The sequence below is a fragment of the Paenibacillus sp. J22R3 genome (assembly GCF_056269305.1).
The window spans coordinates 562,896-588,740 of the sequence record NZ_JBWDNS010000001.1 but is presented as its reverse complement, the minus strand read 5'-3'; the positions used below and the strand labels follow the sequence as shown (position 1 = coordinate 588,740).

The following is a 25,845-nucleotide window of genomic DNA, read 5'->3' as shown; positions in this document are numbered from 1 at the left end:
ATTTACCTCCGACTTCGTAGTCATTGCCAGGGTTGAGTTGGTAAATTAATCCTGTAAAGCGTTTACACACAATGGATGCGCTCTAGCCTCTTACCTTATTTGCCGTAACCGAGCTCCTCCAGCTGTTTGGTCGATGCATCCAAGTACGTTTTGAAGTTCATGCTTGATTCAAGCGTTTGAAGAAAGCTGTCGTATTTCGTAAACGGATTGTTGCCATAGATGAATTTAACGAATTCTTCATCTATGAAACGACTGGTATCCGCCGGATTGTACCCTTCCGGATTCGTCAGGAACCCGTTCAGAATTTGTAATCTGGGCTGGCTGTTGGCGAATTGGATATAGGTGGACTGCGGCGCAAATTTCGTCTCTAAGTAGGTTAATTCGGGACGTCCGGTAAACTGATATAGCCAAGTAAATCCGGCTTCCTTGCCCATCAGCGCAGTCGGCGTGACCTTATCGCCTTCCAAATTGTAGTGCGTTCCGTTTATGCCGAACTGTACCAGCATTGAACCTTCCTTACCGGAAACGAAGTTCAACAGATCGAATACTTTCTGCAGTTTTTCCTTGTCGTTTTCCAGCGCTTTGGGGATCGCATAGATGCCGGTGGTGCCGCCTAGATCGTACGGTCCGTCGAACTGTCCGCCCGGCCCTTTAGGAGGTGCGAGCTGTATCCAATTCGCGTTTGGATTTACTTTCTTGATTTGCTCGGTGAACTGATCCTTGCTCAGGTTCGGCCAATCGATCCAGATGATGCCTGCTTGCCCTTTAATCGCCTTCTCCTGATGCTGAAGACCGGTATTGGCCATAATCTCCGGGTCTACAGCGCCGGTGTCAATCAGCTTCTTAATAAAACCGAGTGCCTCTATCATTGCCGGATCATACATCGAATTGTTCAGTTTCCCATCCTTGACGTAGAACGTGTTCGGGTCCCCTACGCCGAATGCGCCGAAGATCGGGGAGAACGTGGAAAGCTTGCTGCCGGTAAGTCCGAGCGTATCGTTCTTGCCGTTTCCATCCGGATCCTGCTCTGCGAACGACTTCACTACATTCAGAAACTCGTCAATTGTAGAAGGCGGCTGAAGGCCGAGCTTGTCGAGCCAATCTTTGCGTATCCAATAGGTGTTATACGGTATACTTGGCGCTTTCGGAACGGCGTACACCTTGCCGTTAATCGTTGTCTTCTTCAAGCTCTCACCGCCGATGAAATCCTTCACCGGCTGCAGTTTATCCGTGTAAGGGGTTAAATCGAGCACAAGCCCTTGATCCACGAATTGCTTCAGTGCGGCACGATCCGATACTTGGAATAAATCGGGGAAATTACCGGATGCCAACCGTACGTTCAGCTGGTTTTGATAATCATCGCCCGACGCATATACGGTTAAATTCACATCTGCTTGAATCGCTTTATCAATAGCGTGTTTAATGAAATCCTTGTCCGGAGTCGGTAAATTGTTTCCGGTCTCCATGATATCGAGCTTGATCTCGCCTTTCGTTTCACCGGAATTCGCGGTGCTTGCGCCAGATGCTTCGGAATTGTTCTTGTTCGAAGCATTCGAGGAATTGCCCGATGAACAGCCTGCAAGTAAGCTGCATACAAGCACAAGGCTGCTTAGCGTGACGGCAACAGCTTTCATTCGATTCATTGGTTAGATCCCCTTTCGTTTATACGCTTATATTGTTAAACCGGTCATTCCCGTTCCTGCAGTAACGGGTCGCCGAGCTTCAACCTTTGACAGAGCCTAGCAGCATGCCTTTAGTGAAATGCTTCTGCATAAACGGATATACCAGAATAATGGGCAAACTGGCCAGAATAACGGCAGCCATTTGCAGCGTCTCGCTCGGTGTCATGTTATCGGCATTTTCCAGCGGCTGCTGGGTTTGGATCAATATCTCGCGCACAACCACCTGAAGGGGGAACAGCGTCCGATCGGTTACGTACATAATCGCTTGAAAAAATTCGTTCCAGTGACCCACCATATAGAACAATCCGATAGTCAGCGTTACCGGTACGGATAGCGGGATGACGATCTGCAGTAAGATACGGAATTCCTTGGCCCCGTCGATTCTTGCGGATTCGAACAGCTCCTCAGGAAGCGACTCGTAGAAGCTTTTCATAATGAGCACGTTAAAGCTCCATACCAGGTTTGGCAAAATCATGGCCCAAATGGAATCCAAAAGCCCGATCGACTTGACGACCAGATAAGTCGGTATGATCCCGCCGCTGAACAGCAGAGTAAAGACTACCATCATCAGAAAGAAGTTGCGTCCCGGAAGCTGTTTGCGGCTTAGAGGAAACGCCATTAAAGCCGTAATCACCATATTGAGTATCGTACCGATGACGGTAATCAGTACTGTAACCCCGAAGGCGCGAGGAATATTCGATTCCGTGAGCAGCTTGTGGTAGGCGCCAAATGTGATTGATCTCGGCACAAGAATGAAGCCTCCATTCTTAAGTACTTCACTGAACGGTGTGAGCGAAACGGATAGAACGTACAGAAGAGGGAATACCGCGACAAGCCCGCACACGAGCAGAATGGCGAAAACTACGGTATCGGCGATGCGGTCATTCGTGCTTTTTACCATATGCCCTCTCCCCACCGCTTCGCGAGTTTGTTCGACCCCAGCACAAGAACCAATCCAATCGCAGCCTTGAATAATCCAACCGCCGAGGCCAAGCTGAAGTTAAGCTGCTGCAGGCCGGTACGGAACACCCAAGTATCGAGAATGTCAGCGACGGCATAGACTTGGATGTTGTACATGATATAAATTTGTTCGAAGCCCGCATCAAGGATATGGCCCAGCTTCAATATCAACAGCATGATGATAACGGTCCGAATACCGGGAAGCGTAATGTGCCAGATCATTCTCAATCTTCCCGCGCCGTCCACCCGAGCCGCCTCGTATAGCGTTGGATCGATGCCGGCAATTGCCGCCAAATAGATGATGGCTCCCCAGCCGAGATTTTGCCAAATCTCCGATCCGACCAGGATGGTACGGAAGGAAGACGTTGAGGTTAGGAAGGGAATTGCCGTTCCTCCCGCATCTTTCAACCATTGATTCAGCAAACCGGAGCTTTGGGACAGAAGCGCAAGCAGAATGCCATATATGATCACCCAAGACAGAAAATGAGGCATATACGTTAAGGTTTGGATGAGCGATCGAAACCAGCGTATCCGACATTCGTTAAGCAGCAGCGCCATGACTATGGGAGGTATCATCCCGAAGAGTAATTTATAGAAGCTGATCAGAAAGGTATTCGTTAGCAGCTGCGAGAAATACGGTGAATGAAAAAAGGTAATGAAATGCTTGTTCCATGGGCTAGCCCACGAGCTGGACCAGATCCCGTCCATGATGTTGAAGTCTTTGAAAGCGATAATGATGCCATACATCGGGATGTATTTGAAGACGATATAATAAATAAGTCCGGGTGAGAGCATCAAGTAATAAGCTCTGAAACGCCAAATGTTACTTCCAAAGGCGGCAACTCGCTGGTTCATAAGGTTCACCTCGCTTCTATGTGTAAGCGCATTCAATTACGCAAACCAAGTATAACAAGGCTTCGAAGCTTTCAACTATACAGTGATCTTGCGAAATGAAGTACAAAACCGACAATTTCGGTTCAAGCCGTTCCTAATTAATCATTGTTGCAGTGCGGGGAGCGTAATGCAGACGACCGTCCCCGCATTCGGCACGCTGCCGATCCTTAGCCCGTATGCAGCACCATAGTGAAGCCTCAGACGATGGTGGACATTCGCCATCCCAATGCCCGAGGAACGCTCTCTTCCATGTTCTTCCACCTGCTCGTCAAGTGCCTTTCGGAGCTTCGACTTCTCCATTCCAGCCCCATTATCGCGGATAAAAAACCGCAGTTTGCCTTTCCGCACGGATCCCCGGACGCTAATGAGACCTTTCCCGAAATGGCTTGGGACGACCCCGTGAAAAACAGCATTCTCCAATATGGGCTGCAGCGTGAGCTTCAGTATGGTGCAGGACAACACTTCCGGATCGATCTCCTGAACAAAGCTGAATTTATCTCCATATCTTATTTTCTGGATCTGCATATACATGTTTAGTCCTTGCAGCTCTTCCTTGACGGTAATAAATTCTGATGTTTTATCGAAGCTGAGCGATAATACGCCGACTAGTGCTCTGATCGTTTCCTTCACCTCTTGCGTCCGGTGCTGCTTGGCCAAACTTCCGATGCATGCCAGCGTGTTGTACAGAAAATGTGGAGCAATCTGACTCTGCAGCACCTTTAGCTCCAGCAATTTCTTCCGCTCTTCCATTTGCTTCGTTTCCTGCAGCAGATTGCGGATCCTCTCCATCATGGCGTTGAAACTTTGGGAAAGCCGTCCGATCTCGTCATCTCTCTTCACGACAAGACTTGGGATGACGCCCATATCATGTACCCGGTCCATCTTGATTGCGAGCATTCGAATCGATTTGGTCATATAGCGAGACATCGCAAACGCCATGAACAGAAGAACCACGAACCATATGCTGGCGGCCGCCTTGTAATTATCGAACAAACGGATTACGTTTTGATAGAAGTATCGGTCCTTGATCAGCACGAGCAGCGTCCAGCCAAGCCGATTCTGTCCGGATTTGACGACAACGAGCTTGCCGGTTGGCCCGCTCATTTCACTTGCCGTTATCGGGAGCTCCGCAAGTTTGCCGACGAAGGCACTGGGGAGGTCCTCGTGATAAGTGCCTGGCTTTTGCGGCAGTATGCCGTTATCGCGATCGAACGTTACAACGCTGTCTGTATCGGACATGATGACGAACGTCTGGTAGGAACCGGAGGTATATTCACTTATTTTCCGATTCAGATTATCCAGATTGAGCTCGATGACTGCGACACCAATACTTTCTCCGTTATCGCCGTTTACCGGCCTGGAGATGGACACCGTCTGACCGGAGAGCGGAGATACATAAGGCTGGCTGACAACCACCGCGCCGTAGCTCTTCAGAGACATGTCATAAATCGAGTCTAGCTGCGGATTGCCGATAATATCGTAATTGAGCTGGGAGCTGGCGAACACATTACCATCCTTGCGAACGAAATACAGCGTTTTCACTAGCGCGCTATTGTTCTCGACAATGAATCGGAGCGATTCGGATATATGGTGGCTGTCTCCTTCCCTCAGCAGTTTGGCATCCGTCGATAACAACAATAGAACATTCCGGCTATTGTCCAGATACGTATCCAGAAACTGGTTCGTGCGTGCAATCAACGTCACGGAATCCGATACCATTTGATTCTTAAACAAATCAGCTGCCTTGTAGTAGTTGTTCCAGGCCAGAAGTATAAAGAAAGCGAACGTTATGATAAATAAAAACAGAAATTGTCTGGTCGCGAGGCTCCAACCCCTATACCAGCGATAGATCCGTTTCATTCCTATCATCCTTTGCCATTATGGTCTGTCATTCTTAACTCGGTTGGAGCCACTCCGGTCCGTTCGCGAAATATAGCGGAGAAATAACGGTAGCTAGGAATGCCAACCTGCTGCGCAATCTCATAGACTCGAAGCGATGTATGCAGCAGTAGATCGGTCGCCTTGTCAATTCTTCTGCCGATTACGAAATCGTTGAACGGAACTCCCGTTTCTTCTCGAAACAGCCGGCTTAAGTAATGCGGGCTCAGACCGACCTCCCGGGATACCGTGTTGAGCGTAATCGGCTTGTCGAGGTTGGCTTCGATAAACGACTTTGCTTCCGTGATTTCTCTGCGACACTTCTTGATTCTGTCGGTCGACTCGATTTCATGGATGAAAGCATCCACCAATTCATCTAGGGTAGCAGCAACAATGATCTCGCCAAGCGCTTTCCTACTGTTGCGGTCTTGCCCCGCTTGTTCCCGATGCCAGCCGCGCAGCCAATCGGCAACGAATGACTTTAGCTCCTCCGGTACGATGGTTGTGTTCATCGCCCAATGATGAAACTCCCCCCGAATGAATGCCGCCAGCTGATCCCGGTCTCTTTGTGCTTTGTATAGCTTGACCGACATTTCTTTCGCCGATTGATCGTCAAGTGAAGCAGTCGTGGTAGATATAGTGGAAAATACCCGACTGGAGTTATCATAGAAAACCGCAACAGGCCTCTCGCAAACGCTGCGGTATATAGCCGCGAAATCCGAGCTTCTCACGATTGGTTCGCTTATGACCCCATACAGTTTGAATGTATCGCTAAGGTAAGGAAGCCTATTCTCGAGAGATTGATACAGCGTCTCCGTTATCTCCTCCAGTTCGCGGTGAATTTCCGGCGGATTGCCCTCCTCCGCTCGGAATACGAGCACATAAATACCGCTGCCACTGTCGGCCGGAACCCAGGTGAACGGCTTCTGGCGCTCTAATGTGGTCAGCGACTCTTCGCATGTTTGATGAACGAATAGACGCCCTGCCTTTCTCGTCTCCACATGAATCGCAGCAAGCTGTATCGGAAGCGCAGCCCGGAATGTAGAATGAAGCCAAGCTGTCAGCATGTCCTCACCGGCAGCCTGCAGGGTCATGTCCATCAGCTGTTCGGACGACTTCCGCCGTTGACGCTCCGCCTCGCTGTGCCGAAGCGACTTCTCACGATAAACGTTCTCCTTCGCCCGGTCAATCGCTAGCGCGAGATCGCAATCATCCATCGTGACTTTCACTAGGTACTCTACCGCACCGAGCTTGACAGCCTCCTGCGCATAGGCGAAATCGGAGTGACAGGTAAGTAAAATCACTTGGATTTCCGGAAACTCCGCCTTGAGGCTTCGAAACAGCTCGATGCCGTTCATGACCGGCATCGTGATGTCCGTTATAACGATATCCGGCGTGAGGCAGCGGCAGAACCGCAGCGCCTCCTCGCCGTTCTCCGCTTCTCCAATCCATTCGGTATGATGCTTCTCCCAGGAAAATAAACGAAGCTCCTGACGAATCGGCAGTTCGTCATCAACAATTAATACCGTTAATAAATCGCCATTCATTCGGCAGCCCTCCCGAAAGATAGATTCGTACAGCCTGACTTCGACAATCTAGCGATCTCATTAAATTTAAAAAAGCCGCAGTAGCGGCTTCTGATCTTACGAACGACCATGCACTTTGTTACAGTCGCGAAACCGGAATACTTGTTTGACGAAGCTTATAAAGTAAACATTCGCATAGGATGCGATGCGCTTATTTAGATCGCGGTACTCCGCCAGTTTGGACGAATGGCACTTATTTCGTTCATCGATCTGTCTATCAAGTCGATGAAGCTCATTCGCTAGCCGAATTCTGGCAGTATCCACTTCTTTCTTTAAGGACTCCCGCTCCGGATGGTATGCCTGTTTAATCGCATCAACCTTGTCCTGTGCTCCGGTTCTAAACGTTTGTTCTGCAACATTCAAGTTGGATTTCGGAACCTTATACCTTAACGCTATGGCAGAGATTTCACTGCGCGGAAGTGCTGCAGGGATTTTCGTTCGATACCTGCGCTCGATTTTTCTTTTCCAATCGATCAGCGCTTTCGCTTGGACTCGGCTCATGCCTACATGAACTGAACCGCCGTTTGCGAGAATCAAATACACCTTGTCGACATGTTTGCGGCCATAGGACTGATTGATCGTTATGTCCTTGAAATCAGCCGGCGTACGAATGTTGTTCGATCTTAAACGGCGTTTCATCTCATCGTCGATATCCGGTATTTTATCCTGGCTGATCTTGTGCTTGCTTAATTGCTCTTCCAGCCATGCTTTTTGGAATGAGGCCAGCGTGCCGGACAACTCCGTTTTCTCCTGCTGGTCGATGATTTGTCTTTCGCCAAACAACCCGCTTAGCTGAATATGAAGTTCCTTTTCCACCGCTTCCGCTTCATGCAACTCCCGATTCGCTGCTTCCTCGAGCCTTTGTACGCAATCCTGAATTAAATCTTCTTCGATCATAATAAAATTGTGCTTGATCTCCATCCATTCGTTCAGTTCGCTTCTCAGCTCGGATAGGTCAAGTTCCAATTTGGTTATTTTATTATTCATAGCTGACTTTTCGCGGACGGCAGGATACTTCCGGAAACGCCAGAACAAATAAGCAGTCTCCGTTCCAAAACCGATTAGCGAACTATAGAACAGCGCTGCGGCAGGCGCTCTACCGTATAGCACAGCGGCTGTTGACGCTGCTGCGAATAGGATCAAGCAGGAGACTAATCTCTCTGGAAAGAAACGATCCCTTGTTGACAGCATCTTACGTGGTTCAATGGTGATATGATCCAAGACCCACGACGCTCCACCGGAATACGAAGGTTCCGGCAGAGACCGGGCCTCTACGGACTTTAATAGGGCTATTCCCTCCCATTCAGGATCAGGGAGTCTTGGCACCAATGCCACTTCCACTTTCGCGAATGCGCGAAGGGAGTTTGCGGACGATCGTACTGCATTGTCTTCTATAAGCGCCAGCAGCTCGAACGCCCGTGATACGTCCGGATTCACAAAGTCATTCCGTCTTAAGAGGAGGCATTCCTCCTCCTCTCCCACTTCAAGCGAATGCCATATTGACGGATCGGCACAAACGGCTGCGATCGATAACCATATCACCCAACCTGAGAAGTGATCGATATAGAGCCCGAAATGTCCTTCATTCCTTCCCGGATGTTGATAGTTGCGATGACCGAGCTCGTTGCTCGGCATGCCGGTTAAAGCGGGGACATACATCCCATCGTAGTCGATCAGAATAATTTCGTCTTGGTTAATCAATATATTTCCATGTTGTAAGTCACCATGCCCAATATTGGCGGAGCGCAGCTCGCGGGTCATTACGATCCATTTATAGGAGAGTTCTTGCAGCACGTCGGCACGATGCAAATTGCGCTCTATGTAATCGTGCAGAGACTCTCCTTCCACCCACTGCATTTTCACGACCGGGAACCACTGGCCATTAATGTTGATGCCTTCGGAAAGATATTCGAAAGGAACGAGATAAGGAAGAGGATTGGAGCGTAAATGCAAGCTGATGGCATCGTAACGAATCTTCTGATCCTTTACATTGTTGGTAAAGCACCTGATCGCCCACTCTCGCTCACCGCACTTCAATTTGTATACGCTGGCGAAGCTCCCCGAAATCGGACGGGGCAGACCGAACTTATCCATTTCAGGGAGTCCCGACTGCAGCTCCGAATCCTTGAAGCAGACACGCGGATTCTGGATCGCTTCCCTATAATCTTGCGGAGTGGGCCAGAACATCGCCTCACTTCCCTTTAACCAGATTTAGTCGAATGAACGTAACGTCATCGTTCCTTAGATAGAATTGGCCTTCACGATGAAGCCGCCGTCGCTCTTCATGCACGAGGCGGTTGAAATCACGTTCTCCTTCCAGCTCAAGTAATCGCCTGATTACGTTGCGATCTTCCCTGTAATTGGTTAACAGCCAGCAGGCTAGGGCATCGGTCATCAGCCAGAACGCGTCTCCCACTTCGGCGGTACCGCTCCATTCGTGAACGGACGATTTAAGCTGGACGTTATTGGCTGCGTTACTGGAAATGAGTACAGGTCGACGCTCAAAATCATCGACGTTGCTCAGAGGAAATGACGCGATCAACGCATCCCCGCGAATATGAAAAATACAGCTGTCGCCGACCGCGAACGCATCAAATGCCGCGGACTCGGCATCCTTCGCAAACCGGAGCGTGATCCCAGCTAAAGCAGCAAACGCCCCGCTGCCGAGCTTCTCGTGCGCGTACCAGGGGAGGTTTTTGCCTTTGGTTTTTTTCAGCCAGGCTTTCGATAATGGCGATACCGATTTATGGATGTGCAACCCATCGATCCTGCCATAGCAATAACCGCTTGTGAGCAAATTCGCCCATAGGTCGGCAAATGAGGACTCGCTGGCTCCATCTGCTATAGCGAATCTGCTGATAGTCGTCTCCTTCTGAACATGTGTACTGATATGGGAGGCATCCTCATATTCATGGCTGTGATTTCCCGCCTTCGGCAATGAATAACAGTCGCTATCAATTCGCATATTTAGCAGCCCTTATCGCAAATTGGCCGGGCGAGTTCCGATATCAAGCGCCTGAATCACGAGCGTTAAATCCGCATTGAGCACGAAACCTCTCGCGCCATCCGAAAGATGCAAATCGTACTCCTGATCAGCGACTCGGATCATAAAAGGCGTCAGCGGACTTGAACCTTCGTAGAGCACCCTTGAATAAGCGTCAGGCAGCTCATCCGCGGTTTCCGGAAAGCGAAGCTCCACTGCGCTCGGATTATCGGAAATATGCAGATTGAATAGCAGTACATGGCCATCGTCCGTCGATAACGCTCTTAATTGTTCCATTTCAAGCGTCGGATCGCCGTCCGTCGATTCCCCGTCCGTGATATGAATGACAACCGGCGGAAAACAATGCGTGTACTCGCTGATCCATTGACTAAGAACGGTATGAGCCGTTCTCATCGCTTCGCACATCGGCGTGCCGCCGTTTGCTACAGGCTCGAACCAGACCGGAAATTTGACGAGTTGATCCACCAATCCGCCTGCCCCATCCGGTACTTTTTTGAGACGCTTATCCAGCTTGGACGGGTTATCGGCAATTTCGCTAATCGGCACCACTTCTTTTCCCGCCAACACGCCGCCAAACGCCGGACCGACACCGGCACCATAGCCAATGACGCCAACGTGATAGTAATCGCGTATTCCTTCCGACTTTGCGCACTTGATAACAAGATTCTGCAATAACCGGTTGATGGCGTCCGAGACGCTCTCGGCCTTGGTGCTTGCCCCGAACGGATCGGACATCGATCCGGATTGGTCGATAATAAACAAGAAACACGACGGATTCGTACGGCTGATTTCTGCTGAATACATGATTTTCACCCCTCAGAATAGGTACATGTTTAATCCTATTCGGGAGAGGACAAAGTATTGACAATAATACGCAGCACGCAAAAAAGATCGGTAGAATTAACCTACCGATCTTACATAAGGCGATCCATATATTCAGAATTTCATTTTGATCATGAATAATAAATAATAGATAACCGGTATTCCGACGATAGCAGGTAGCACCGTGATTACAGAAATCGCTTTCTTCTCGTCTCGCAGTAGGAATAGACAAGACTTATACGCTAAAATACCCATCCATCCACCTAAACCATTGAGAAAGATATCATCGATATCTGCTGATCCAATCCCCAGAAGTCCTTGAATGATTTCAACCATTACACTCACAATCAATATAAACATTAGATTGTTTATTATTCTTTTGTTGGTCTTAAATAATGCCAAGTAGACACCAAGGGGAATAAAAATAAGGATATTGCCAACCACATTGCCCAAAGCGAATTGTTGTATATTAGCCGTCCTGCCGGAAATGAACTCACCTATACTATGAAATGGAATGAGATTGATGGACCTAACTACACTTCTTTGGCCACTAAACAGCTCTGAGATCGAAACTCTCGATAAGAACAATATTTGAATTAACAAAACTATGTAACCGATGAAAACTCCATATAATAAGACTTTTTTAAATCCTTCTCGTATGCTCATGCTATCTCCTCTTGTGATATTATCGTCCCCAACTATTATAACTAGTTAGAGGGAATAAAGGATAGACATAATTCGCTTCTGCTGCGGGAAGTAGCGTATAGTAGGAGTAGTTGGAACTATATTCTAGGAGGCCACAGCCATGTCACAGGAGATTTGGATTAACCTGCCGGTCAAAGATGTCGAGAAGTCAACTGCCTTTTACAATGAGATTGGATATCAGGCGACGAATTATGGTAATGAGAGAGCCAAGCTTGCCATTGGACAAACAACGATACTGCTGTTCCCCGATGCGACGTTTGAGAAATTTACCGGTTCCACAATCGCGGATACATCCCATAGCGCAGAAGTCATATTCTCTCTCGGCGCTGCCAGCAGGGAAGAAGTCGATGCCCGTATTCAAAAAGTAGAGTTTGCCGGAGGCAGCATCTTTGGCAAGCCGAGTGAAACTGACGGCTGGATGTACGGCGCAGGATTCGCAGACCTGGACGGTCATCGCTGGAACCTGCTCTACATGGACGAAAGCAAAATGCCGAAACGCTAAGGAATAGAACGGGCCAAGGAGATTAACTCCTTGGCCCGTTTATTATTTACTGGTACGTAATCGACAGCTTCGGCCGGTTTGCCGTTGTTGCGTCTTCTGCGGAGTATATATCCAGCGCAATGTTAGTTGGATTATCTATATACAGCAGAACGCCCTGATTGGTGGACGGTGTGGTCAGCCAGCCCTGTACGATTGTCGGATCGAGGGTAATATCGATCACCTGATCGCCGGTTGCGGTGAAGCTGGATATCGTAAATGATTTGCCGGATACATAATCGGTCCCGCTGCCTTTTGCTCCTGCCGTCGCCCATTGCGCTCCAGACTTGCGGTTCTGCCATCCGATGAGCGAATAGGTCGGATCGTAATCCGTCTGCATGTAACGACCTTCCATCGTAAAGCCGGTCGCCCATGTGTTCATCTTGAGTGTCAGCTTTGCCGATGCGACCGTTTTACCGGCCGGAATCGAGATATTATCAAAGCGCAGCAGCGAATCGATCTCATACGGCATTGTCTGGCTGGTTTGATCGAATACTTTCAACGTGCCGCTGATAATATTGCCGCCGTTGCCGCTGTATTGCGATGTGAGCGACACATCCTTCGCGCCGGTGTAACTGTTCACTCCTTGCTGGAAAGTGACCGTTCCCGTGGCGCTATTCGATATGGTAACAGGCACCGCGGACGATATCGTCGTATTACCTGCAGCATCGCGCGCTACCGCCGTAATCGAATGGGAACCGTTTGTAAGCGATGTCGTGTTGTACGAAATCGAATACGGCGAAGTCGTGTCTTCCGTGCCCACATTGGTGCCATCGACTTTAAACTGGACGCCTGCGACGCCAACATTATCCGAGGCATTTGCCGAAACCGTAATCGTGCCGGATACCGTTTGGCCGCTTGTTGGCGCTGTAATCGACACCGTAGGCGCCGTCGTATCGGCAGGCGCGCTTATCGTCACAGACACTGCGGACGATGTCGTCGTATTGCCCGCAGCATCACGTGCTGCCGCCGTAATGGAATGCGATCCAGCCGCTAAGCCCGACGTGCTGTACGAGATCGAATATGGCGAAGACGTGTCTTCCGTGCCGACATTAGTGCCATCGACCTTGAATTGCACGCCTGCCACGCCAACATTATCCGAGGCGTTTGCCGACAACGTAATCGTGCCGGATACCGTTTGACCGCTTGTCGGCGCCGTGATCGACACTGTTGGCGCCGTCGTATCGCCGGGTGCGGAACCGGACAGCAGTTGAGACGCCAGCCACGTGAAGCTGCCGGTTGTGCGGAACTCCCAGCCCCATTTGCGGTTTGGCGTAATCCGGTAAGCGGTTTTCCCCGCTGAAGGACCGGTCGGACGAATCCAGAAGTTAACGCCGATATCGTAGCCGTTGTATAGATCGGATACAGCCGATTCCCAAGTCGTATTCGGCGAACCGCCGAGCAACTGACCGAAGTAGTCGGCCCACATTATCGCGTTCCCCACCTCGAGATCATGTTCGATCGTTGTACCTCCGGTCGGATCGCTTGAGCTTCCGCGTCCGCCGTCCAGCGCATCCGTAGTCCCGTCGTATTTCACCATATAATCTGGATAACGAAGTGCGCCGACATAAGTATCGAAGCTATGGTAAGCATCCGAACGCGAAGCGTTATTCAGAAAAGTACCCATACGCTTCACAAAATTAGCGATATTCGTATCTTCCGTAAACGCATAAGCGCGGACCATGGCATCTTGTGTCAGCACGCTCATCCAGGTCGAACCGATCAAATCGCCGGGCACGCCGTCGCCATGCTGGCTGCCATAATGATAGAGTCCGCCGTCGACTCGGGTTGCCGGAATTAGCCCGCCTGCACCGTTCTGATGCCAGATGAAATCAGCCGTTTGATTGAGCACATTCGTCTTATAAGTCGTGTTGCCCGTTACTTCGTAAGCAATCAGGTTGGCTAGCAACCGGAAAGCCGTATGCCGTTCGGTCCAAGTCCCGAGGCTCGGATCCCACCGTGTCGGCTCGTCATTCGTTTCATGCGCCTGAACGATCAGCGGAATGTAGGTCAGCATATCGTTGTCACCGGTCAGCCAGTACGTATAGGCCATCGACTCGTCGTAGCTGTACATCGCGCCGTTTCCGCCTGGCCAACCGTTCGGATCAGGATTTTTGATTGTGAAAAGTCCGACGGCTCTGGAAGGCGTCGTTGTCGCCGGGTAAATTTTCGTTTTGTAATAGTCGGTATGCCGCACTGCCTCTCGCAGCGATTTCAGCGAGCCGCTCCGCATGTATAGCGTGTACATCGTTGCCGCGCGGTCATAGAGCCATGGATCGTAATTGGTTTTGTAGTCGCTCCTGTATCCGGAGCCGGAATCGCCGGTTATAACGGCAGGATCATCCTCGTTCACGAGCATGTAGAAGTTGTTCTTGAACGCATGCTCCATCTCCGTGTATCCCGGCCAATGCTCGGTTGCATCCATCGTGGTCGGATTATCTCTTGTCTCGGTTATGCTGCTGTCGAACGTGTTCATCCGCGTTCCTTTCAGCACACCTTTGGCAAGAAAGTCTTTCGGCAGCACCGCATAAACGTCAGGTTCGTATACGTTGTCTGACGCTGCGAACGTGCCCGTCGTTACTTGATGCCATGCCGACCTCGGATTCGTAAGTGTCGAAATGTTCTGGACCCGGTTGTTAAGGCCCCATTCCACCGTAATCGTCTCCGAATTCGGATAAACGGAAGTAAACGTGTTCTGAATCTGGATGCGCGCAATTCGAACGGAAGCCCCATCCAGAGAAGAATTTGTTATGCTGCGCCATGGCGTTTGCATTTCAACGAAGGCGGGAATTTCAGTACCGCCCTTCAACACGCGAATTTTCGATACATTCGCAGGCGTTATGGAGCCTCTTGGGAATGGCACGCCGAACGTAACAAGCTTCGTTTGACCTGAGGTGACATTTTCCATCGGATACAGTTTGACGGAGATGCTGCCGGATGTTTCAGATGGAGCAAAGAACGATTGGGTCGCGCCGAACGAGACGGCAGGAAATAAACCAGTAAGTAGAGCGATCAAACACATGATGGAAACTAATTTAGTAGAAAACCTTCGCATAAATCCACACCTTTCAATAGGAGTTAGTTGGATCTTCGAGTAGCAGCACGCTGTTGTCTCGGATGGGAAAGCGAGCTAATACACCATGAAAAAGTCTCTTTTAACTCCTCCTCCTCATCGATCGTTCTGTGCTCCACGATCCGATTCTTCTCAAATTATTCCAGTTGATGAAGAGTATGAGGGATGTCTTCCGTCTTTGATATATCGATTTTTTTAAAAAGTACCGATTTTTTTGAGAAGTAGTAAATAAGTGAAGAAGTGAAAAAAGAGGCAAGACACCTGACTAATTCCCAGCTGGCAACGCAAAAAAACCATCGCAAAATGTTTGCAATGGTCTTGCTTCAACTCGATTGACATTCAGCATTTACGTAGCATTTATAACCGTCAATATCATCTTCACGAATTGATCTCCTTTAACGTTATTGATAATTTAAGATCTTTCTTACTCCACGAAACATCTGCGCCTAGTTGCTCGCTGATAAATCTCAGAGGTATGTAGGACGTTCCATTCAGCAGGAAGGCTTTTGTTTGTGAACCAATCGACTTTTCATTTAAGAGGATCGCTCCGGATTTCCAATAAATTGATAAGCGTATTGGAGGGGAAGTTCCTTCTTTACTTTCAATAACGATCTTGCTTTTACTTTCATAACTGATGTTTGCATTAAGCATTACGAGTAGAGTTCGAAGCGGGATAAAGGATTGGTTGTTCCGCATGATAACCCCACTGGTCAATAATACGTCCTCACCGTTAACCTCTAACGATATTGGAACACCAACAGGTACCGGCGTTATTGCAACAGAACGATTATCACCTGCTCCAAGTTCAGCATTGGTATTTGTTCCCCATCCCCATAAGCTACCGTCATTCTTTTGCATGATGATATGACTTCCAGCTGCTTTCATATTCAGTACGTTAGTTGATAGTCGTTTAAATGTAGGAGCTTTCGACATTTTGCTTTGGGTAATAGGAGTTTCGTATAAATCTCCGCTGTGTGTCAAAACAATTAAAGAGTCACTAATGGTTACAGCGTCCTTCACTTCACCAATGGATGTAATCATTACTGGTGTTTGCTGTTTTGTAAGTTCCTCATTGGAGCTATTTATATAAGATCCACCGTACCAAAGTCTTGATTGATCGTCGAGAAACATGCTGGAGAAGAAATCCGGTAAAATTGACTTGATTTTGACTAAACCTTGTACTTGTGTAGCAGATTCATTAGGTTCACCAGTCCAATACCAAACAGTTCCGTCACTCTTTAACGCATGATTACGGTAAATATCTATAATGTCATCCAATCCTTTAACAGCAGAAACTGGGCGTGGCATAAAACCACTATACGCCCACACAGTTCCATTATCCTTCAGAAATACCCAATCCCTTCCAGGCATATAGGGTGCGCTCTTATCAAAACTCGTAAGATCCGTAATATGATCGACGTCTATCTTCTTTACAATCCGAAAATCGTAGCCAAAAATGTCGTTATCAACCCATGGAATAAAGAAGACACTACCTTGTAAATCACGAATGGCCATTCCACCAGAACCCTCTAATTGTGCATAACCGCCGTCCAATTCTTTAACTTGAACTAAATCAGCACTATTATAATTCATTGTTGGTTGTTTCCAATACCAAACGGTATAATCATTCTTCACAAAAAAATTGCCATAGCTATATTTAACGTCAGTAATGCCTTGCACATGAGTTGGAACTAGTTGGTCCCTGCCCCAAATCCAGTATGAACCGTCACTCTTAATGAATGAATTAGTATCATAATATTGAATATTTGTGGAATTAGACTCGGCCATAACCGTTGGCACACAAGAAAATGATAGAAGGAATACTAGAGATAATAGCATTAGTCGTGTTCGCAAATGAATAAACTCCCTTTCGGCTTCTAGCCGCGATTTATGCGGCTTTCAATACTTCGCCAATCCATAGGACACGTCTCAGTCTTCGATTGCCTGATAGACTGTGGTCCAGAAGTCGTGAATAAGGCGCGATGAATCCGGAGTGGACGCCCCGACCTGAGTGAGCAGGATTCCGATGAGCTGATTGTCCGGGTCGGCGTACGTCGCAGTGCCGCTTCCGCCATCCCAGCCGAACTGGCCAATTGGCGCATAGTCTCCTTGGTAGGTGCGCACCGCCATCCCGAAGCCCCAGCTGCCATGCTGCCCTTGGCCGAATGATATATGGACATTGTTTCTGGCCATGGCATCTCTGGCGGCTTGTTGATCTGAAGTCAGGCGGTTGGTCGTCATCAGCTGGACGGCGGGCCGAGACAGGATCCGTTCAGTTCCGTGCATCCCTTGATGCAGCAGCATCTGGAAGTAAACGTGGTAGTCATCGGCGGTCGAGGTAAGTCCGCCGCCGCCGCCCTGGAACACCGGTGGCTGGCTGTAGCGTCCTTCCTTGGCCTCGTCCCACACGAGGAATTCACCGGTCTGCGGGTTTGGTGCATAGAGGGTTGGCAGTCGGTCGATCTTGCCCGCGGGTACGTGAAAACCAGTGTCTTTCATGCCCAGGGGATCTAAGATACGTTCGCGCAGAAAAGTCTCAAACGACTGGCCCGTGACTCTGGAGACAAGCACGCCGAGTAGATCGTTGCTGATGTGGTACTGCCAGCGCTCTCCGGGCTGGTGCATCAGCGGAAGCGTGCCAAGACGGCGCATCCACTCATCCGGCTCGGGCATTGGCACTGGTAGATTAGGCGTAAGCCCCAGCTCGAAAATCGCGTTCATGATCGGTGTCCCCATCGTCGTCAGATCCATGCCAAGCCCGAACGTGGAGGTTAGGAGGTCTCTTACGGTGATCGGCCGCCGCGCCGGCACAGTTTCGTCGAGCGGACTGTCGATCCGCTTTAGCACTTGCCGATCGGCGAGTTCCGGCAGCCACTGCTCTACCAAGTCATCCAGCCGCAGCCTGCACTCATCGATCAGGACCATCGTTGCCGCAATCGTAACCGGCTTAGACGTCGAGGCCATTCGGAAGATCGTGTCCCTGCGCATCGGCGCGCCACCGTCATGGCGCATCGTCCCAATCGCTTCGACATGTGTCTCACCATACCGGCTGACCAGTGCAACGAGTCCAGGAATCTTCCCGGACTCCACATGCCGCTCCAGCACGTCGCGCATTCTGCGCAGCCCCGTTTCGGAGAAGCCGCTGTTACTTTGTCCTGTTACACTCTTTTTCATTTGATTTGATTTCCCTCTCTTTACTTTAATATCAGTCCGATTGTTCTACCACTCTCAGCGGCAATAATGATTATGCTAGTATGTTGGTTTTCTGTATTTGGTTAATTTACCACAATCAAACAAATGAAGTAACCTGAATGATGTCGGATCTGTTAAAGTTCTATTAAAGAAAAAGCGATTAGATAGACCAAAAGAATTAATGCTATTAAATAAAAAAATCCGCAAAATTTCGCGGATTTAATGAAACATTATTCTAGTAATTTCATTTTATCATGAACAAGCTCCTGCTAGGCGTCCCGCTATTCGTTGACCAAGACCATCTTGATCGCGGACCCGCGATCATCATGCAGCAGCTTCATCGCGTCCGGAAATTCGTCCAACGAGAACGTATGTGTAATCAAAGCATCGCCATCGATGACGCCTGACTTCAGCAGCTCGATGCATTGCGGGAAGAATAGCGCCGGCGTCGCATGTGACGCCCTCAACTGCAATTTCTTGAAATGAAACTCATTCGCATCAAAACTGATGTTTGCGCCTTCGCCGTATTCGATGCCTATGTAACCGATCACGCCGCCGGTCCTTGCCACTTTGATTGCCGATGGAATCGTCGACGGCGGCGCCGAAACGAGCACCTTGTCCACCCCGCCGCGTTCGAAGGCGAATGTCTCTAGCGGTGTCTTGTCCGTATAAATGATTTCGTCGGCTCCGAATGCGAGCGCCGTCTCGATACGTTTAACAGAATGAGATCGTGCCGCAGCATAGATTTTTCGCGCACCTCGAAGTTTCGCAAGACGAAGCGCCATCAGGCCGATTGGACCGAGACCTAATACCAGTACGTCATCACCCATGCGGATATCGATCGTCTCAATGAGATCCATTGCTACACCTAACGGTTCCACGAGCGACGCGACAGCGAAGGATATTCCCTCGAACGGTACGACAACCTCCTTGGGAGCGACGATATAATCAGCGAACCCCATTGAGAAATTCCGTCCCCAGAAACTTGGCCCCTTATTGCACAGATCATAGCGGCCATTCCGACACCATTCACACATCCGGCAAAACGTACTTGTCTCGAGCGTCACCGAAGCCCCTTCCTCAAGATGGCTGACATGCGCGCCTTTGCTAACGATGACACCCGCGATTTCATGACCGATAGCTTCCCAATCGGCCGCGGCCGATTTCACGCTAGTCATGTCCGTCCCGCATATGCCGCAGGCTTTGACTCGAATCAGGACATCGTTCTCGCCGATCTCCCCCAACTCGCCCTCGCGCAGCTCAAATTGAAATGGTGCTTTTGCGTACCACGCCTTTGTTCTCATCCCACTTATCCTCCCACCAGGTCAATCCGTATTTTTACCATTCGTCAGAACTATTATAAGACTTCACGCGAAAACGCTGCAAAGGATTATTAATAAATTTTTTTATAATGAATTCATGATTTTATTATGAGTGATAAGTGAAATCAAAGTTAACAATATGTTTTAGGCATGCAGTACTTGCTACTTACTCTCCTCATAATGTTTGGTTATTGCCTTCTAACGAAGTGGAAGTACAATCCTCAGCGGAGGAATGTTAAAGTTTAACCCACGGCCGATATGAATACATGAGTTCATGAGGAGGTAAGGTTATTTTAATGACAAAACAAATTTTAATGGTTCTTACCAATGCGGAGAAATTAAGTGAAGATGAACGAACCGGCATGTGGCTGTCAGAGTTCGGTGAGCCTTATGCTGCTTTCTCTAAACGTAACTATAAGATCACAATTGCAAGCCCGCTCGGAGGTAAAGCACCAATCGATCATCGAAGCTTGGTCGACGCTCCTCAAGAAATGCTGGACATGATCCCGCTCGTTGACAACACGCTCCCTCTTGATCAAGTAAAGGATATTGCGTCCTATGATGCGATCTTTCTTCCCGGCGGCCACGGAACGATGTTCGACCTGCCTGACAACCAATTGCTTCAGTCGATGATTATTGCTTTATATGAAGCAGGCAAACCGGTTGTTGCCGTCTGCCACGGTCCTGCAGGACTCGTTAAGGTGAAGCTGCCGGATGGCACTTCCCTGATAGCCGGAAAAACGGTAGCTGTATTCACCGATGCAGAAGAAAGAGAAACGCAGTTAGACAAATACATGCCTTTCCTCTTAGAATCTAAGTTTCGCGAATTAGGAGCTAATGTGATAGCAACACCTAATTGGACCGATAACGTCCAGATCGATGGCAATCTTATTACAGGGCAAAATCCACAATCGGCCGAAAGCGCGGCTAAGGCACTCATTGAGGTATTTGAGCGTTAGTAAGGAAGGAGTGTCACCATGAGCACCATTGCCATTGTTGCAATTCTGAAAGCTCGACAAGGCTATGAACAACAACTTCGTGAGGTTCTGCTCGCGGTTGTCCCCCCTTCTCGTGCTGAAGATGGCTGCTTAAGCTATGTATTGCATGAAAGTCCCGATAATCCCAGTCAGTATGCATTTTATGAGATATGGAAAGATGAAGCGGCCATTCAAGACCATCTGGCATCTTCTCATTATATGAATTACCGTTTGTCGGCTGAAGCATTGTTAGAGCAACGAGTATTGTATCGCCTTCATCCATTAGCTATCTAAACTTTAGGAGGAATTTATAATGACAACAATAACTACAACTTCTGCATCCCAAAAAATCATGAAAGGCTGGAAAATGCATCATAACAGCCTGGTTGAACTAGTCGCACAACTTCCCGATTCCAGCGGCAGCTGGACTCCTTGGCAAGGCGGATGGACAACGCTTGAGCTTATCCATCATCTTGCTTGGACGCCGGAGTTCTTCTTCGCTCAAATCGATAAACGCGACATGAATATTCCACCTGTTCCTGCGACAATTGTGGAAGCGCGCGAGCTCGTTAAACAATTGACTGAGGTGACAGCGCACAAACTAGCCTCCTATACCGAAGAGGATCTTCAACAAATCGCCACGATCAACATTAACGGAGTAGATATTACGGAGCCGGTCGAAGAAATGTTCCATCGCCTGGTCGCACACGAGGCTCATCATAAAGGCCAACTATTCATCTATGCCCGCGAGCTCGGCGTGACCAATGTGCCGTTCTATGTTGACCTCAGCGTGAAGTAATAACAAGTCTAAGCAAATTCCCAGGGCATGGCCCTAATACATTCATAGAGGAGAATTATGATGAGCGAAGGTATTGAGAACAAGGTAGTACTAATCACAGGTGGAGGCACGGGTCTGGGAGCGGAAACTGCACGACTTCTTGCATCCAAAGGAGCGATCGTGGCCGTGGCAGCGCGCCGGAAAGACAAGCTCGACGAGGTCGTTGCACAGATTACGGAGGCTGACGGGAAAGCCGGCGCCTATCCGCTCGATGTGACCGACAAGGTGCAGTTCAAGGCTGTTGTCGATGCGGTCATCGCTGATTACGGCAAATTGGACGTGCTTGTCAACAACGCCGGCCTTATGCCGATTCGTCCTATGGCCGAAGTGAACACCGATGAGTGGGATGCGATGATTGACATCAACCTCAAGGGGGTTTTGTACGGCATCGCCTCTACTCTCCCGGGATTCCTTGCCCAGAATGACGGTCACATCATTAATATCAGCTCAGTTGCTGGGATTAAGGTCTTCTCGCCGGGCGGCACCGTCTACTCGGGTACGAAATTCGCGGTACGTGCGATATCCGAAGGGCTGCGTCACGAAGTCGGAGATAAGGTCCGAGTGACGTCCATCGAACCGGGGGCGGTAGACAGCGACCTGAAGTTTAACACCACAGGCACGGCACAATCCACTGTATTGGATTTCTACAAAACCGCGATTCCGGCAAGCGCCGTGGCGCGGGCCATCGCCTTTGCCATCGAACAGCCGAAGGAAGTCGATATCAACGAGATCGTTCTGCGTCCTACCTCCCAGGACTTCTGATACCTCCAAACTCATATGGAAACGCCGGTCACCTGCTTAAGGTCACCGGCGTTTTTTCTCACATACGAGAATTTATTTCGCATCTCTTACAAACACGATTTCGTTCGTCAGGTATTCATAAGGTGCTACCCACTCGTTCGAGATTAAGATTTCACTTAACGACACGTCGCTTATGAACCCATTCCGATTCATGTTAATTAATTGGTGCAAAGCTAACTTATCCCATCCGATACAATCCCTTGTCACGATACCAATCCGGTTGCACCGAATCTTCTTCATTTCCTCTTCTTCGGGAGCGTTTGTCGCATGGACGTCTTGGTGACTGAGAAAATGCATGAATAACTCATCCAGGAGATCCATGCTGCTCTCGCTTAAGGGTCGATCCTTCAATTCTAGGATTTTAGCCGATATATCCAAAACAGCCTTATCGTGTTCGCTTAACCTGCTGGGGATAAAAGGTTTTACCGAGGAAGCGGGAATCCCCCACCTGCTTCTTCTTCCCTTGGTCCTGCGCTTTCCTTGCAAAGTGCCCGTTGCCAACCACTGGTAAATGATGCGATTATCTTTATTTAGCATAATAGCGACTTCTTCCACCGTAAACACAGGCTCATGGGTCACTTCAACCGCCTCCTAATACTACGAAACTACCAATTGTTTCATAGATATGTTTCCATAGTCGAATGTATGACTACTAGGTAGGAAGGGTCGTTGAACTTGAGTGGTTAGACAGACGGCTGTTCAAGCTGGAATACCTGCTTCACACGTACTAACGCCGCAACATTGCGTGTCGTGATGGAATGTACGCCCCACTCCGCGTATTGTCGCATTTGCATTTCATCCTCCACGGTCCACGCATATACGGGCAATCCAAGACCTGAGGCATATTCCACGAATTCTTGCCTCAGGAGTCCATGATAAATATTCACGCCAAAGCATGCGGCTTCACGGGCATCCGCACATGTTTGAATCATTGCCTCCCGATAAGGCAAGGTCTTGAACAGCTCGACGTTGGTGTTAAGGAGTTTATGCATTTCCGGCTGTAGAATCTTCGCCATCAGTGCCCGTTGGAACTCGCAGCCCGAGAAGAAAGCATGCTGTGACAGGTCGAATTTGCGGACCAGCGCCGCTGCAGGCTCAATTGCCGCATCAACCTTCAAGTCCAAATTCACGATTTTGCCGGAAGCTTTCACGAGCGGCAAAATCTCTTCCAGCTTAAGGAGCCTTGGTGCACTTCCATGCTCAGACTCTAATTGCATTTCGTTTAATTCCGCATAAGTCATTCCCGCTATATTCACATTCAACCGTTGGCCGGTAAGCCATTCATCGTCATGTGCCAGCACAGGAATTCCGTCCTTGGTCACCCGAATATCCTCTTCCACCACATCGGCACCAAGCTCGAGTCCGGTTTGAACCGAATGAAGTGTATGTGCCTCTGTATTCATACTGCCTGCGTGAGCCGTAATCAGCGGAAAGTTACGTTTCATTCTTGTCACACTCCTCACTACCGTCTTGAAATCATCCTAACATTCATCACGAACGCGCTGCCTCTTCTTTTACCATGCTGCGAATGTAGAAGTAGCCCATGAACGAGCATAACAAGAAGGTGAAGAATGCGAGCGCAGAAGCCTTCTCCTTCTCTTGAAAGACACCGAATATTTGCTCCATCGAGACGCCAAGCATTTGCGGTGCATTCGGACCAAGCAGGAACGGCGCGGTGAACGAGCCGATAACGCCCATGAAGACGAAGGTGACCGCCACAAGCAGCGTTTTGTAGGTGAGTGGTACGATAAAGCGAGTGAACAGACGTAGTCTCCCCGCTCCTACATCCTTTGCGCTTTCCATCACCGAATCCGGGATACCTGCCAAGGCTGAACCAAGCAGCATGGTAGTAAATGGAATGTTGAACCATAGATTCGCGATAATAATGCCTTTCATATCGAAAATAATACGTGGAAAACCGCTGCCGCCAAGCAGAAGCACAAAGCGCGATACCCAGCCATGGTTACCTAACAGCTGAATCAAACCGTACGTCGCGATGACCGTAGGAATAAACATCGGGATCATATACATATTCCGAATCCACCCGACTAATTTGCCTTTGTTGAATCGCATATAAGCAGCCAGCGCATAACTGACGATCAGTACGATCACAACCGATATAACCGTCACTTCCAGCGAAAAAATAATATTGGAGCGCATCAGCTTGTCGGTGAACAAAAACTTGTAATTCGACAGGTCGATGCCGCCCTCCTTATTGGTCAGGCTCTCCTTAAACGAAACCGCGATTGGGATGACGACCGTGACGAACAGCAACAGAAAAGAGGGGATGACCAGAAGCAATCCCAGTATCCCCATTTTCACTTGTTTCTTCATCATTGCGCCGCTACATCGCTTTGCCAGCGTTTGTTGATTTCACTGCCCAGATCGCCGATGTTGAATGTACGGAAGCCTTCAGCCACGCCTTTGAAGGAATCTTGGATATCCTGGGGCATGTTCGACAGCTGGATACCCGGGAAACCGTGCATGGTGGTCACGACAACCGCTTGCGCTTCCGGCGACAGCACGAAGTTCAGGAATTCATTAACCGCATCCTTCTTCTCGGACAGCTTCGGCACCATTAGGTACGTCGGACCGCCGTTGAAGCCCGGAGTGATTTGCGAAATTTTGGTTGTAGCCGGCAGTTGACCGTTACCGATTTGTTCGAGCGCCATGTCCGACCAAGCCGGGATCATGTCCACCTCGCCGCTGATGAGCAGATCCAGCGTGCCTTGGTTTTTCTTCGGATAAATGCCTTTACCGTACACAAATTTGCCGAGATCCTTCAGCGTATCGAAACCAGTGTTCCACTGCGTCTGAATGGCCGGATCGGAGTTATGAATGGCATCTTCAGGGAGCTTGTCGTACAACGTCGTTGTGACAAACGAGCTGCCGGCACCACCCGTAGACGGGTCATTGTAAGCAAAACGTTCCGGATTCGCTTTAATCCATGTGAACAGCTCATCCAGTGATTTCGGAGGCGTCTGCACCTTCTCGCTGTTGTAAGCAAGTACGACGGCGGATGAACGATACGGCACTGCCAGGTTGGATACGTCCGTCATCGTACTGGCGTCAACGGAAGCGAGGTTGCCGATTTTGGCCGAATCAAGCGTTTCCCACAGATCGTCCTTCTGCCCTTGCGTTACGTTGCTCAGCCCATCCTCATACAGATCGATGTCGCCGGAGCCTTTGCCTGCTTGCTTCGCTGCCAGAATGCGGTCGTAAGTAGGCTGTGCGCCGGTACCGGACGGAATATAGACCTCTTTAACCTTAATATCCGGATGGTCTTTCTCAAACATAGGCACAAGCGTGTCCCAAAGATTCTTAACGTTCTCGGAGCCCGTGAAGTAGAAGCTGAATTCAACGGGTTCAGCCGAAGTATCCGTCGAAGCAGAAGTACTGTTCGCATTCGTCGGCTTCGTATTTGCTGCACCTGCGTTGGCATTCTCCGAGTTATTCGTATTTCCACATCCGGCGAGAAGACCTGCGGTAACGGTTGTTAAAGTCAGTAAAGCAAGGGCGGATTTCTTGTTTAACATGATTATTTGCCTCCTTGGCATTGGGTTTTTGGGGTCT

General features: G+C 49.2%; 22 protein-coding genes. 5 read left to right on the top strand and 17 right to left on the bottom strand.

Features of this window, described 5'->3' with window-relative positions; all coding sequences use genetic code 11:
• Positions 1 to 95: 95 nt before the first annotated feature.
• The 9 genes from AC0YN4_RS02650 to AC0YN4_RS02610 all read right to left on the bottom strand — a co-directional run bounded on the left by AC0YN4_RS02650 (position 96) and on the right by AC0YN4_RS02610 (position 11,492).
• The gene (locus AC0YN4_RS02650) at positions 96 to 1,643 is read right to left on the bottom strand and encodes an extracellular solute-binding protein (RefSeq protein WP_475780912.1); all 1,548 of its coding nucleotides are present in this window, start codon (positions 1,641 to 1,643) and stop codon (positions 96 to 98) included.
• A gap of 79 nt (positions 1,644 to 1,722) precedes the next feature.
• Complete coding sequence (locus AC0YN4_RS02645; RefSeq protein ID WP_475780911.1) at positions 1,723 to 2,583, bottom strand: carbohydrate ABC transporter permease; 861 nt, start codon at positions 2,581 to 2,583, stop codon at positions 1,723 to 1,725.
• Positions 2,577 to 3,497, bottom strand: a complete 921-nt coding sequence (locus AC0YN4_RS02640; RefSeq protein ID WP_475780910.1) for an ABC transporter permease — start codon at positions 3,495 to 3,497, stop codon at positions 2,577 to 2,579. Before AC0YN4_RS02640 ends, AC0YN4_RS02645 begins: the two co-directional genes overlap by 7 nt.
• Before the next feature lie 141 nt (positions 3,498 to 3,638).
• On the bottom strand, positions 3,639 to 5,396 hold the full coding sequence (locus AC0YN4_RS02635; RefSeq protein ID WP_475835050.1) for a cache domain-containing sensor histidine kinase: 1,758 nt from the start codon (positions 5,394 to 5,396) through the stop codon (positions 3,639 to 3,641).
• Between the two features lie 5 nt (positions 5,397 to 5,401).
• The gene (locus AC0YN4_RS02630) at positions 5,402 to 6,961 is read right to left on the bottom strand and encodes a response regulator (RefSeq protein WP_475835049.1); all 1,560 of its coding nucleotides are present in this window, start codon (positions 6,959 to 6,961) and stop codon (positions 5,402 to 5,404) included.
• Between the two features lie 96 nt (positions 6,962 to 7,057).
• Positions 7,058 to 9,187 carry a hypothetical protein gene (locus AC0YN4_RS02625; RefSeq protein WP_475835048.1) on the bottom strand — a complete coding sequence of 710 codons (2,130 nt, stop codon included), beginning with the start codon at positions 9,185 to 9,187 and terminating at the stop codon, positions 7,058 to 7,060.
• A 4-nt stretch (positions 9,188 to 9,191) separates the two neighbouring features.
• The gene (locus AC0YN4_RS02620; RefSeq protein WP_475835047.1) at positions 9,192 to 9,938 is read right to left on the bottom strand and encodes a hypothetical protein; all 747 of its coding nucleotides are present in this window, start codon (positions 9,936 to 9,938) and stop codon (positions 9,192 to 9,194) included.
• A gap of 39 nt (positions 9,939 to 9,977) precedes the next feature.
• Positions 9,978 to 10,808: a vWA domain-containing protein gene (locus tag AC0YN4_RS02615; protein WP_475780905.1), complete on the bottom strand. Its 831-nt coding sequence runs from the start codon at positions 10,806 to 10,808 to the stop codon at positions 9,978 to 9,980.
• 132 nt (positions 10,809 to 10,940) lie between these two features.
• Entirely contained in the window at positions 10,941 to 11,492 is a 552-nt protein-coding gene (locus tag AC0YN4_RS02610; protein WP_475835046.1) for a VanZ family protein, read from the bottom strand.
• 139 nt (positions 11,493 to 11,631) lie between these two features.
• On the opposite strand from AC0YN4_RS02610, the gene AC0YN4_RS02605 reads away from it, so the two are divergent.
• Positions 11,632 to 12,033: a VOC family protein gene (locus tag AC0YN4_RS02605; protein ID WP_475835045.1), complete on the top strand. Its 402-nt coding sequence runs from the start codon at positions 11,632 to 11,634 to the stop codon at positions 12,031 to 12,033.
• Positions 12,034 to 12,079: 46 nt separating this feature from the next.
• On the opposite strand, the gene AC0YN4_RS02600 is transcribed toward AC0YN4_RS02605, so the two are convergent.
• From AC0YN4_RS02600 to AC0YN4_RS02585, 4 genes are all read right to left on the bottom strand, one after another.
• Complete coding sequence (locus AC0YN4_RS02600) at positions 12,080 to 15,085, bottom strand: Ig-like domain-containing protein (RefSeq protein ID WP_475835044.1); 3,006 nt, start codon at positions 15,083 to 15,085, stop codon at positions 12,080 to 12,082.
• Positions 15,086 to 15,520: 435 nt separating this feature from the next.
• Positions 15,521 to 16,822 (bottom strand): stalk domain-containing protein, encoded by a 1,302-nt coding sequence (locus tag AC0YN4_RS02595; protein ID WP_475835043.1) that lies wholly within the window; start codon positions 16,820 to 16,822, stop codon positions 15,521 to 15,523.
• A 249-nt stretch (positions 16,823 to 17,071) separates the two neighbouring features.
• Positions 17,072 to 18,316 (bottom strand): serine hydrolase domain-containing protein, encoded by a 1,245-nt coding sequence (locus tag AC0YN4_RS02590; protein WP_475780900.1) that lies wholly within the window; start codon positions 18,314 to 18,316, stop codon positions 17,072 to 17,074.
• Positions 18,317 to 18,615: 299 nt separating this feature from the next.
• Positions 18,616 to 19,638: a zinc-dependent alcohol dehydrogenase gene (locus AC0YN4_RS02585; RefSeq protein ID WP_475835042.1), complete on the bottom strand. Its 1,023-nt coding sequence runs from the start codon at positions 19,636 to 19,638 to the stop codon at positions 18,616 to 18,618.
• 314 nt (positions 19,639 to 19,952) lie between these two features.
• Between AC0YN4_RS02585 and AC0YN4_RS02580 the strand changes: the two genes are divergently transcribed.
• Genes AC0YN4_RS02580 through AC0YN4_RS02565 form a run of 4 tightly spaced genes read left to right on the top strand, consistent with a single transcriptional unit; the run spans position 19,953 to position 22,233 of the window.
• Entirely contained in the window at positions 19,953 to 20,615 is a 663-nt protein-coding gene (locus AC0YN4_RS02580; protein ID WP_475780898.1) for a type 1 glutamine amidotransferase domain-containing protein, read from the top strand.
• Between the two features lie 18 nt (positions 20,616 to 20,633).
• Positions 20,634 to 20,927, top strand: a complete 294-nt coding sequence (locus AC0YN4_RS02575) for a putative quinol monooxygenase (protein WP_475780897.1) — start codon at positions 20,634 to 20,636, stop codon at positions 20,925 to 20,927.
• Between the two features lie 19 nt (positions 20,928 to 20,946).
• The gene (locus AC0YN4_RS02570; RefSeq protein WP_475835041.1) at positions 20,947 to 21,432 is read left to right on the top strand and encodes a DinB family protein; all 486 of its coding nucleotides are present in this window, start codon (positions 20,947 to 20,949) and stop codon (positions 21,430 to 21,432) included.
• A 60-nt stretch (positions 21,433 to 21,492) separates the two neighbouring features.
• Positions 21,493 to 22,233, top strand: coding sequence for an SDR family oxidoreductase (locus AC0YN4_RS02565; protein ID WP_475835040.1), 741 nt, complete (start codon positions 21,493 to 21,495; stop codon positions 22,231 to 22,233).
• Between the two features lie 72 nt (positions 22,234 to 22,305).
• Here AC0YN4_RS02565 and AC0YN4_RS02560 read toward each other — a convergent pair whose 3' ends face one another.
• From AC0YN4_RS02560 to AC0YN4_RS02545, 4 genes are all read right to left on the bottom strand, one after another.
• On the bottom strand, positions 22,306 to 22,851 hold the full coding sequence (locus AC0YN4_RS02560) for a hypothetical protein (RefSeq protein ID WP_475780894.1): 546 nt from the start codon (positions 22,849 to 22,851) through the stop codon (positions 22,306 to 22,308).
• 104 nt (positions 22,852 to 22,955) lie between these two features.
• A complete protein-coding gene (locus tag AC0YN4_RS02555) occupies positions 22,956 to 23,717 on the bottom strand; it encodes a glycerophosphodiester phosphodiesterase (protein WP_475835039.1) in 762 nt (253 codons plus the stop codon).
• A 46-nt stretch (positions 23,718 to 23,763) separates the two neighbouring features.
• A complete protein-coding gene (locus AC0YN4_RS02550; RefSeq protein ID WP_475781017.1) occupies positions 23,764 to 24,606 on the bottom strand; it encodes an ABC transporter permease in 843 nt (280 codons plus the stop codon).
• Positions 24,606 to 25,808, bottom strand: a complete 1,203-nt coding sequence (locus tag AC0YN4_RS02545; RefSeq protein ID WP_475835038.1) for an extracellular solute-binding protein — start codon at positions 25,806 to 25,808, stop codon at positions 24,606 to 24,608. Before AC0YN4_RS02545 ends, AC0YN4_RS02550 begins: the two co-directional genes overlap by 1 nt.
• Between the last annotated feature and the right edge of the window lie 37 nt (positions 25,809 to 25,845).

What these genes read in the sequence shown, in the direction of transcription:
- AC0YN4_RS02545 (WP_475835038.1), bottom strand. Translation starts at nt 25,808, where the DNA reads ATGTTAAACAAGAAATCCGCCCTTGCTTTACTGACTTTAACAACCGTT.
- AC0YN4_RS02625 (WP_475835048.1), bottom strand. Translation starts at nt 9,187, where the DNA reads ATGTTCTGGCCCACTCCGCAAGATTATAGGGAAGCGATCCAGAATCCG.
- AC0YN4_RS02615 (WP_475780905.1), bottom strand. Translation starts at nt 10,808, where the DNA reads ATGTATTCAGCAGAAATCAGCCGTACGAATCCGTCGTGTTTCTTGTTT.
- AC0YN4_RS02575 (WP_475780897.1), top strand. Translation starts at nt 20,634, where the DNA reads ATGAGCACCATTGCCATTGTTGCAATTCTGAAAGCTCGACAAGGCTAT.
- AC0YN4_RS02630 (WP_475835049.1), bottom strand. Translation starts at nt 6,961, where the DNA reads ATGAATGGCGATTTATTAACGGTATTAATTGTTGATGACGAACTGCCG.
- AC0YN4_RS02550 (WP_475781017.1), bottom strand. Translation starts at nt 24,606, where the DNA reads ATGAAGAAACAAGTGAAAATGGGGATACTGGGATTGCTTCTGGTCATC.
- AC0YN4_RS02590 (WP_475780900.1), bottom strand. Translation starts at nt 18,316, where the DNA reads ATGAAAAAGAGTGTAACAGGACAAAGTAACAGCGGCTTCTCCGAAACG.
- AC0YN4_RS02605 (WP_475835045.1), top strand. Translation starts at nt 11,632, where the DNA reads ATGTCACAGGAGATTTGGATTAACCTGCCGGTCAAAGATGTCGAGAAG.
- AC0YN4_RS02650 (WP_475780912.1), bottom strand. Translation starts at nt 1,643, where the DNA reads ATGAATCGAATGAAAGCTGTTGCCGTCACGCTAAGCAGCCTTGTGCTT.
- AC0YN4_RS02640 (WP_475780910.1), bottom strand. Translation starts at nt 3,497, where the DNA reads ATGAACCAGCGAGTTGCCGCCTTTGGAAGTAACATTTGGCGTTTCAGA.
- AC0YN4_RS02555 (WP_475835039.1), bottom strand. Translation starts at nt 23,717, where the DNA reads ATGAAACGTAACTTTCCGCTGATTACGGCTCACGCAGGCAGTATGAAT.
- AC0YN4_RS02570 (WP_475835041.1), top strand. Translation starts at nt 20,947, where the DNA reads ATGACAACAATAACTACAACTTCTGCATCCCAAAAAATCATGAAAGGC.
- AC0YN4_RS02585 (WP_475835042.1), bottom strand. Translation starts at nt 19,638, where the DNA reads ATGAGAACAAAGGCGTGGTACGCAAAAGCACCATTTCAATTTGAGCTG.
- AC0YN4_RS02645 (WP_475780911.1), bottom strand. Translation starts at nt 2,583, where the DNA reads ATGGTAAAAAGCACGAATGACCGCATCGCCGATACCGTAGTTTTCGCC.
- AC0YN4_RS02565 (WP_475835040.1), top strand. Translation starts at nt 21,493, where the DNA reads ATGAGCGAAGGTATTGAGAACAAGGTAGTACTAATCACAGGTGGAGGC.
- AC0YN4_RS02580 (WP_475780898.1), top strand. Translation starts at nt 19,953, where the DNA reads ATGACAAAACAAATTTTAATGGTTCTTACCAATGCGGAGAAATTAAGT.
- AC0YN4_RS02610 (WP_475835046.1), bottom strand. Translation starts at nt 11,492, where the DNA reads ATGAGCATACGAGAAGGATTTAAAAAAGTCTTATTATATGGAGTTTTC.
- AC0YN4_RS02635 (WP_475835050.1), bottom strand. Translation starts at nt 5,396, where the DNA reads ATGAAACGGATCTATCGCTGGTATAGGGGTTGGAGCCTCGCGACCAGA.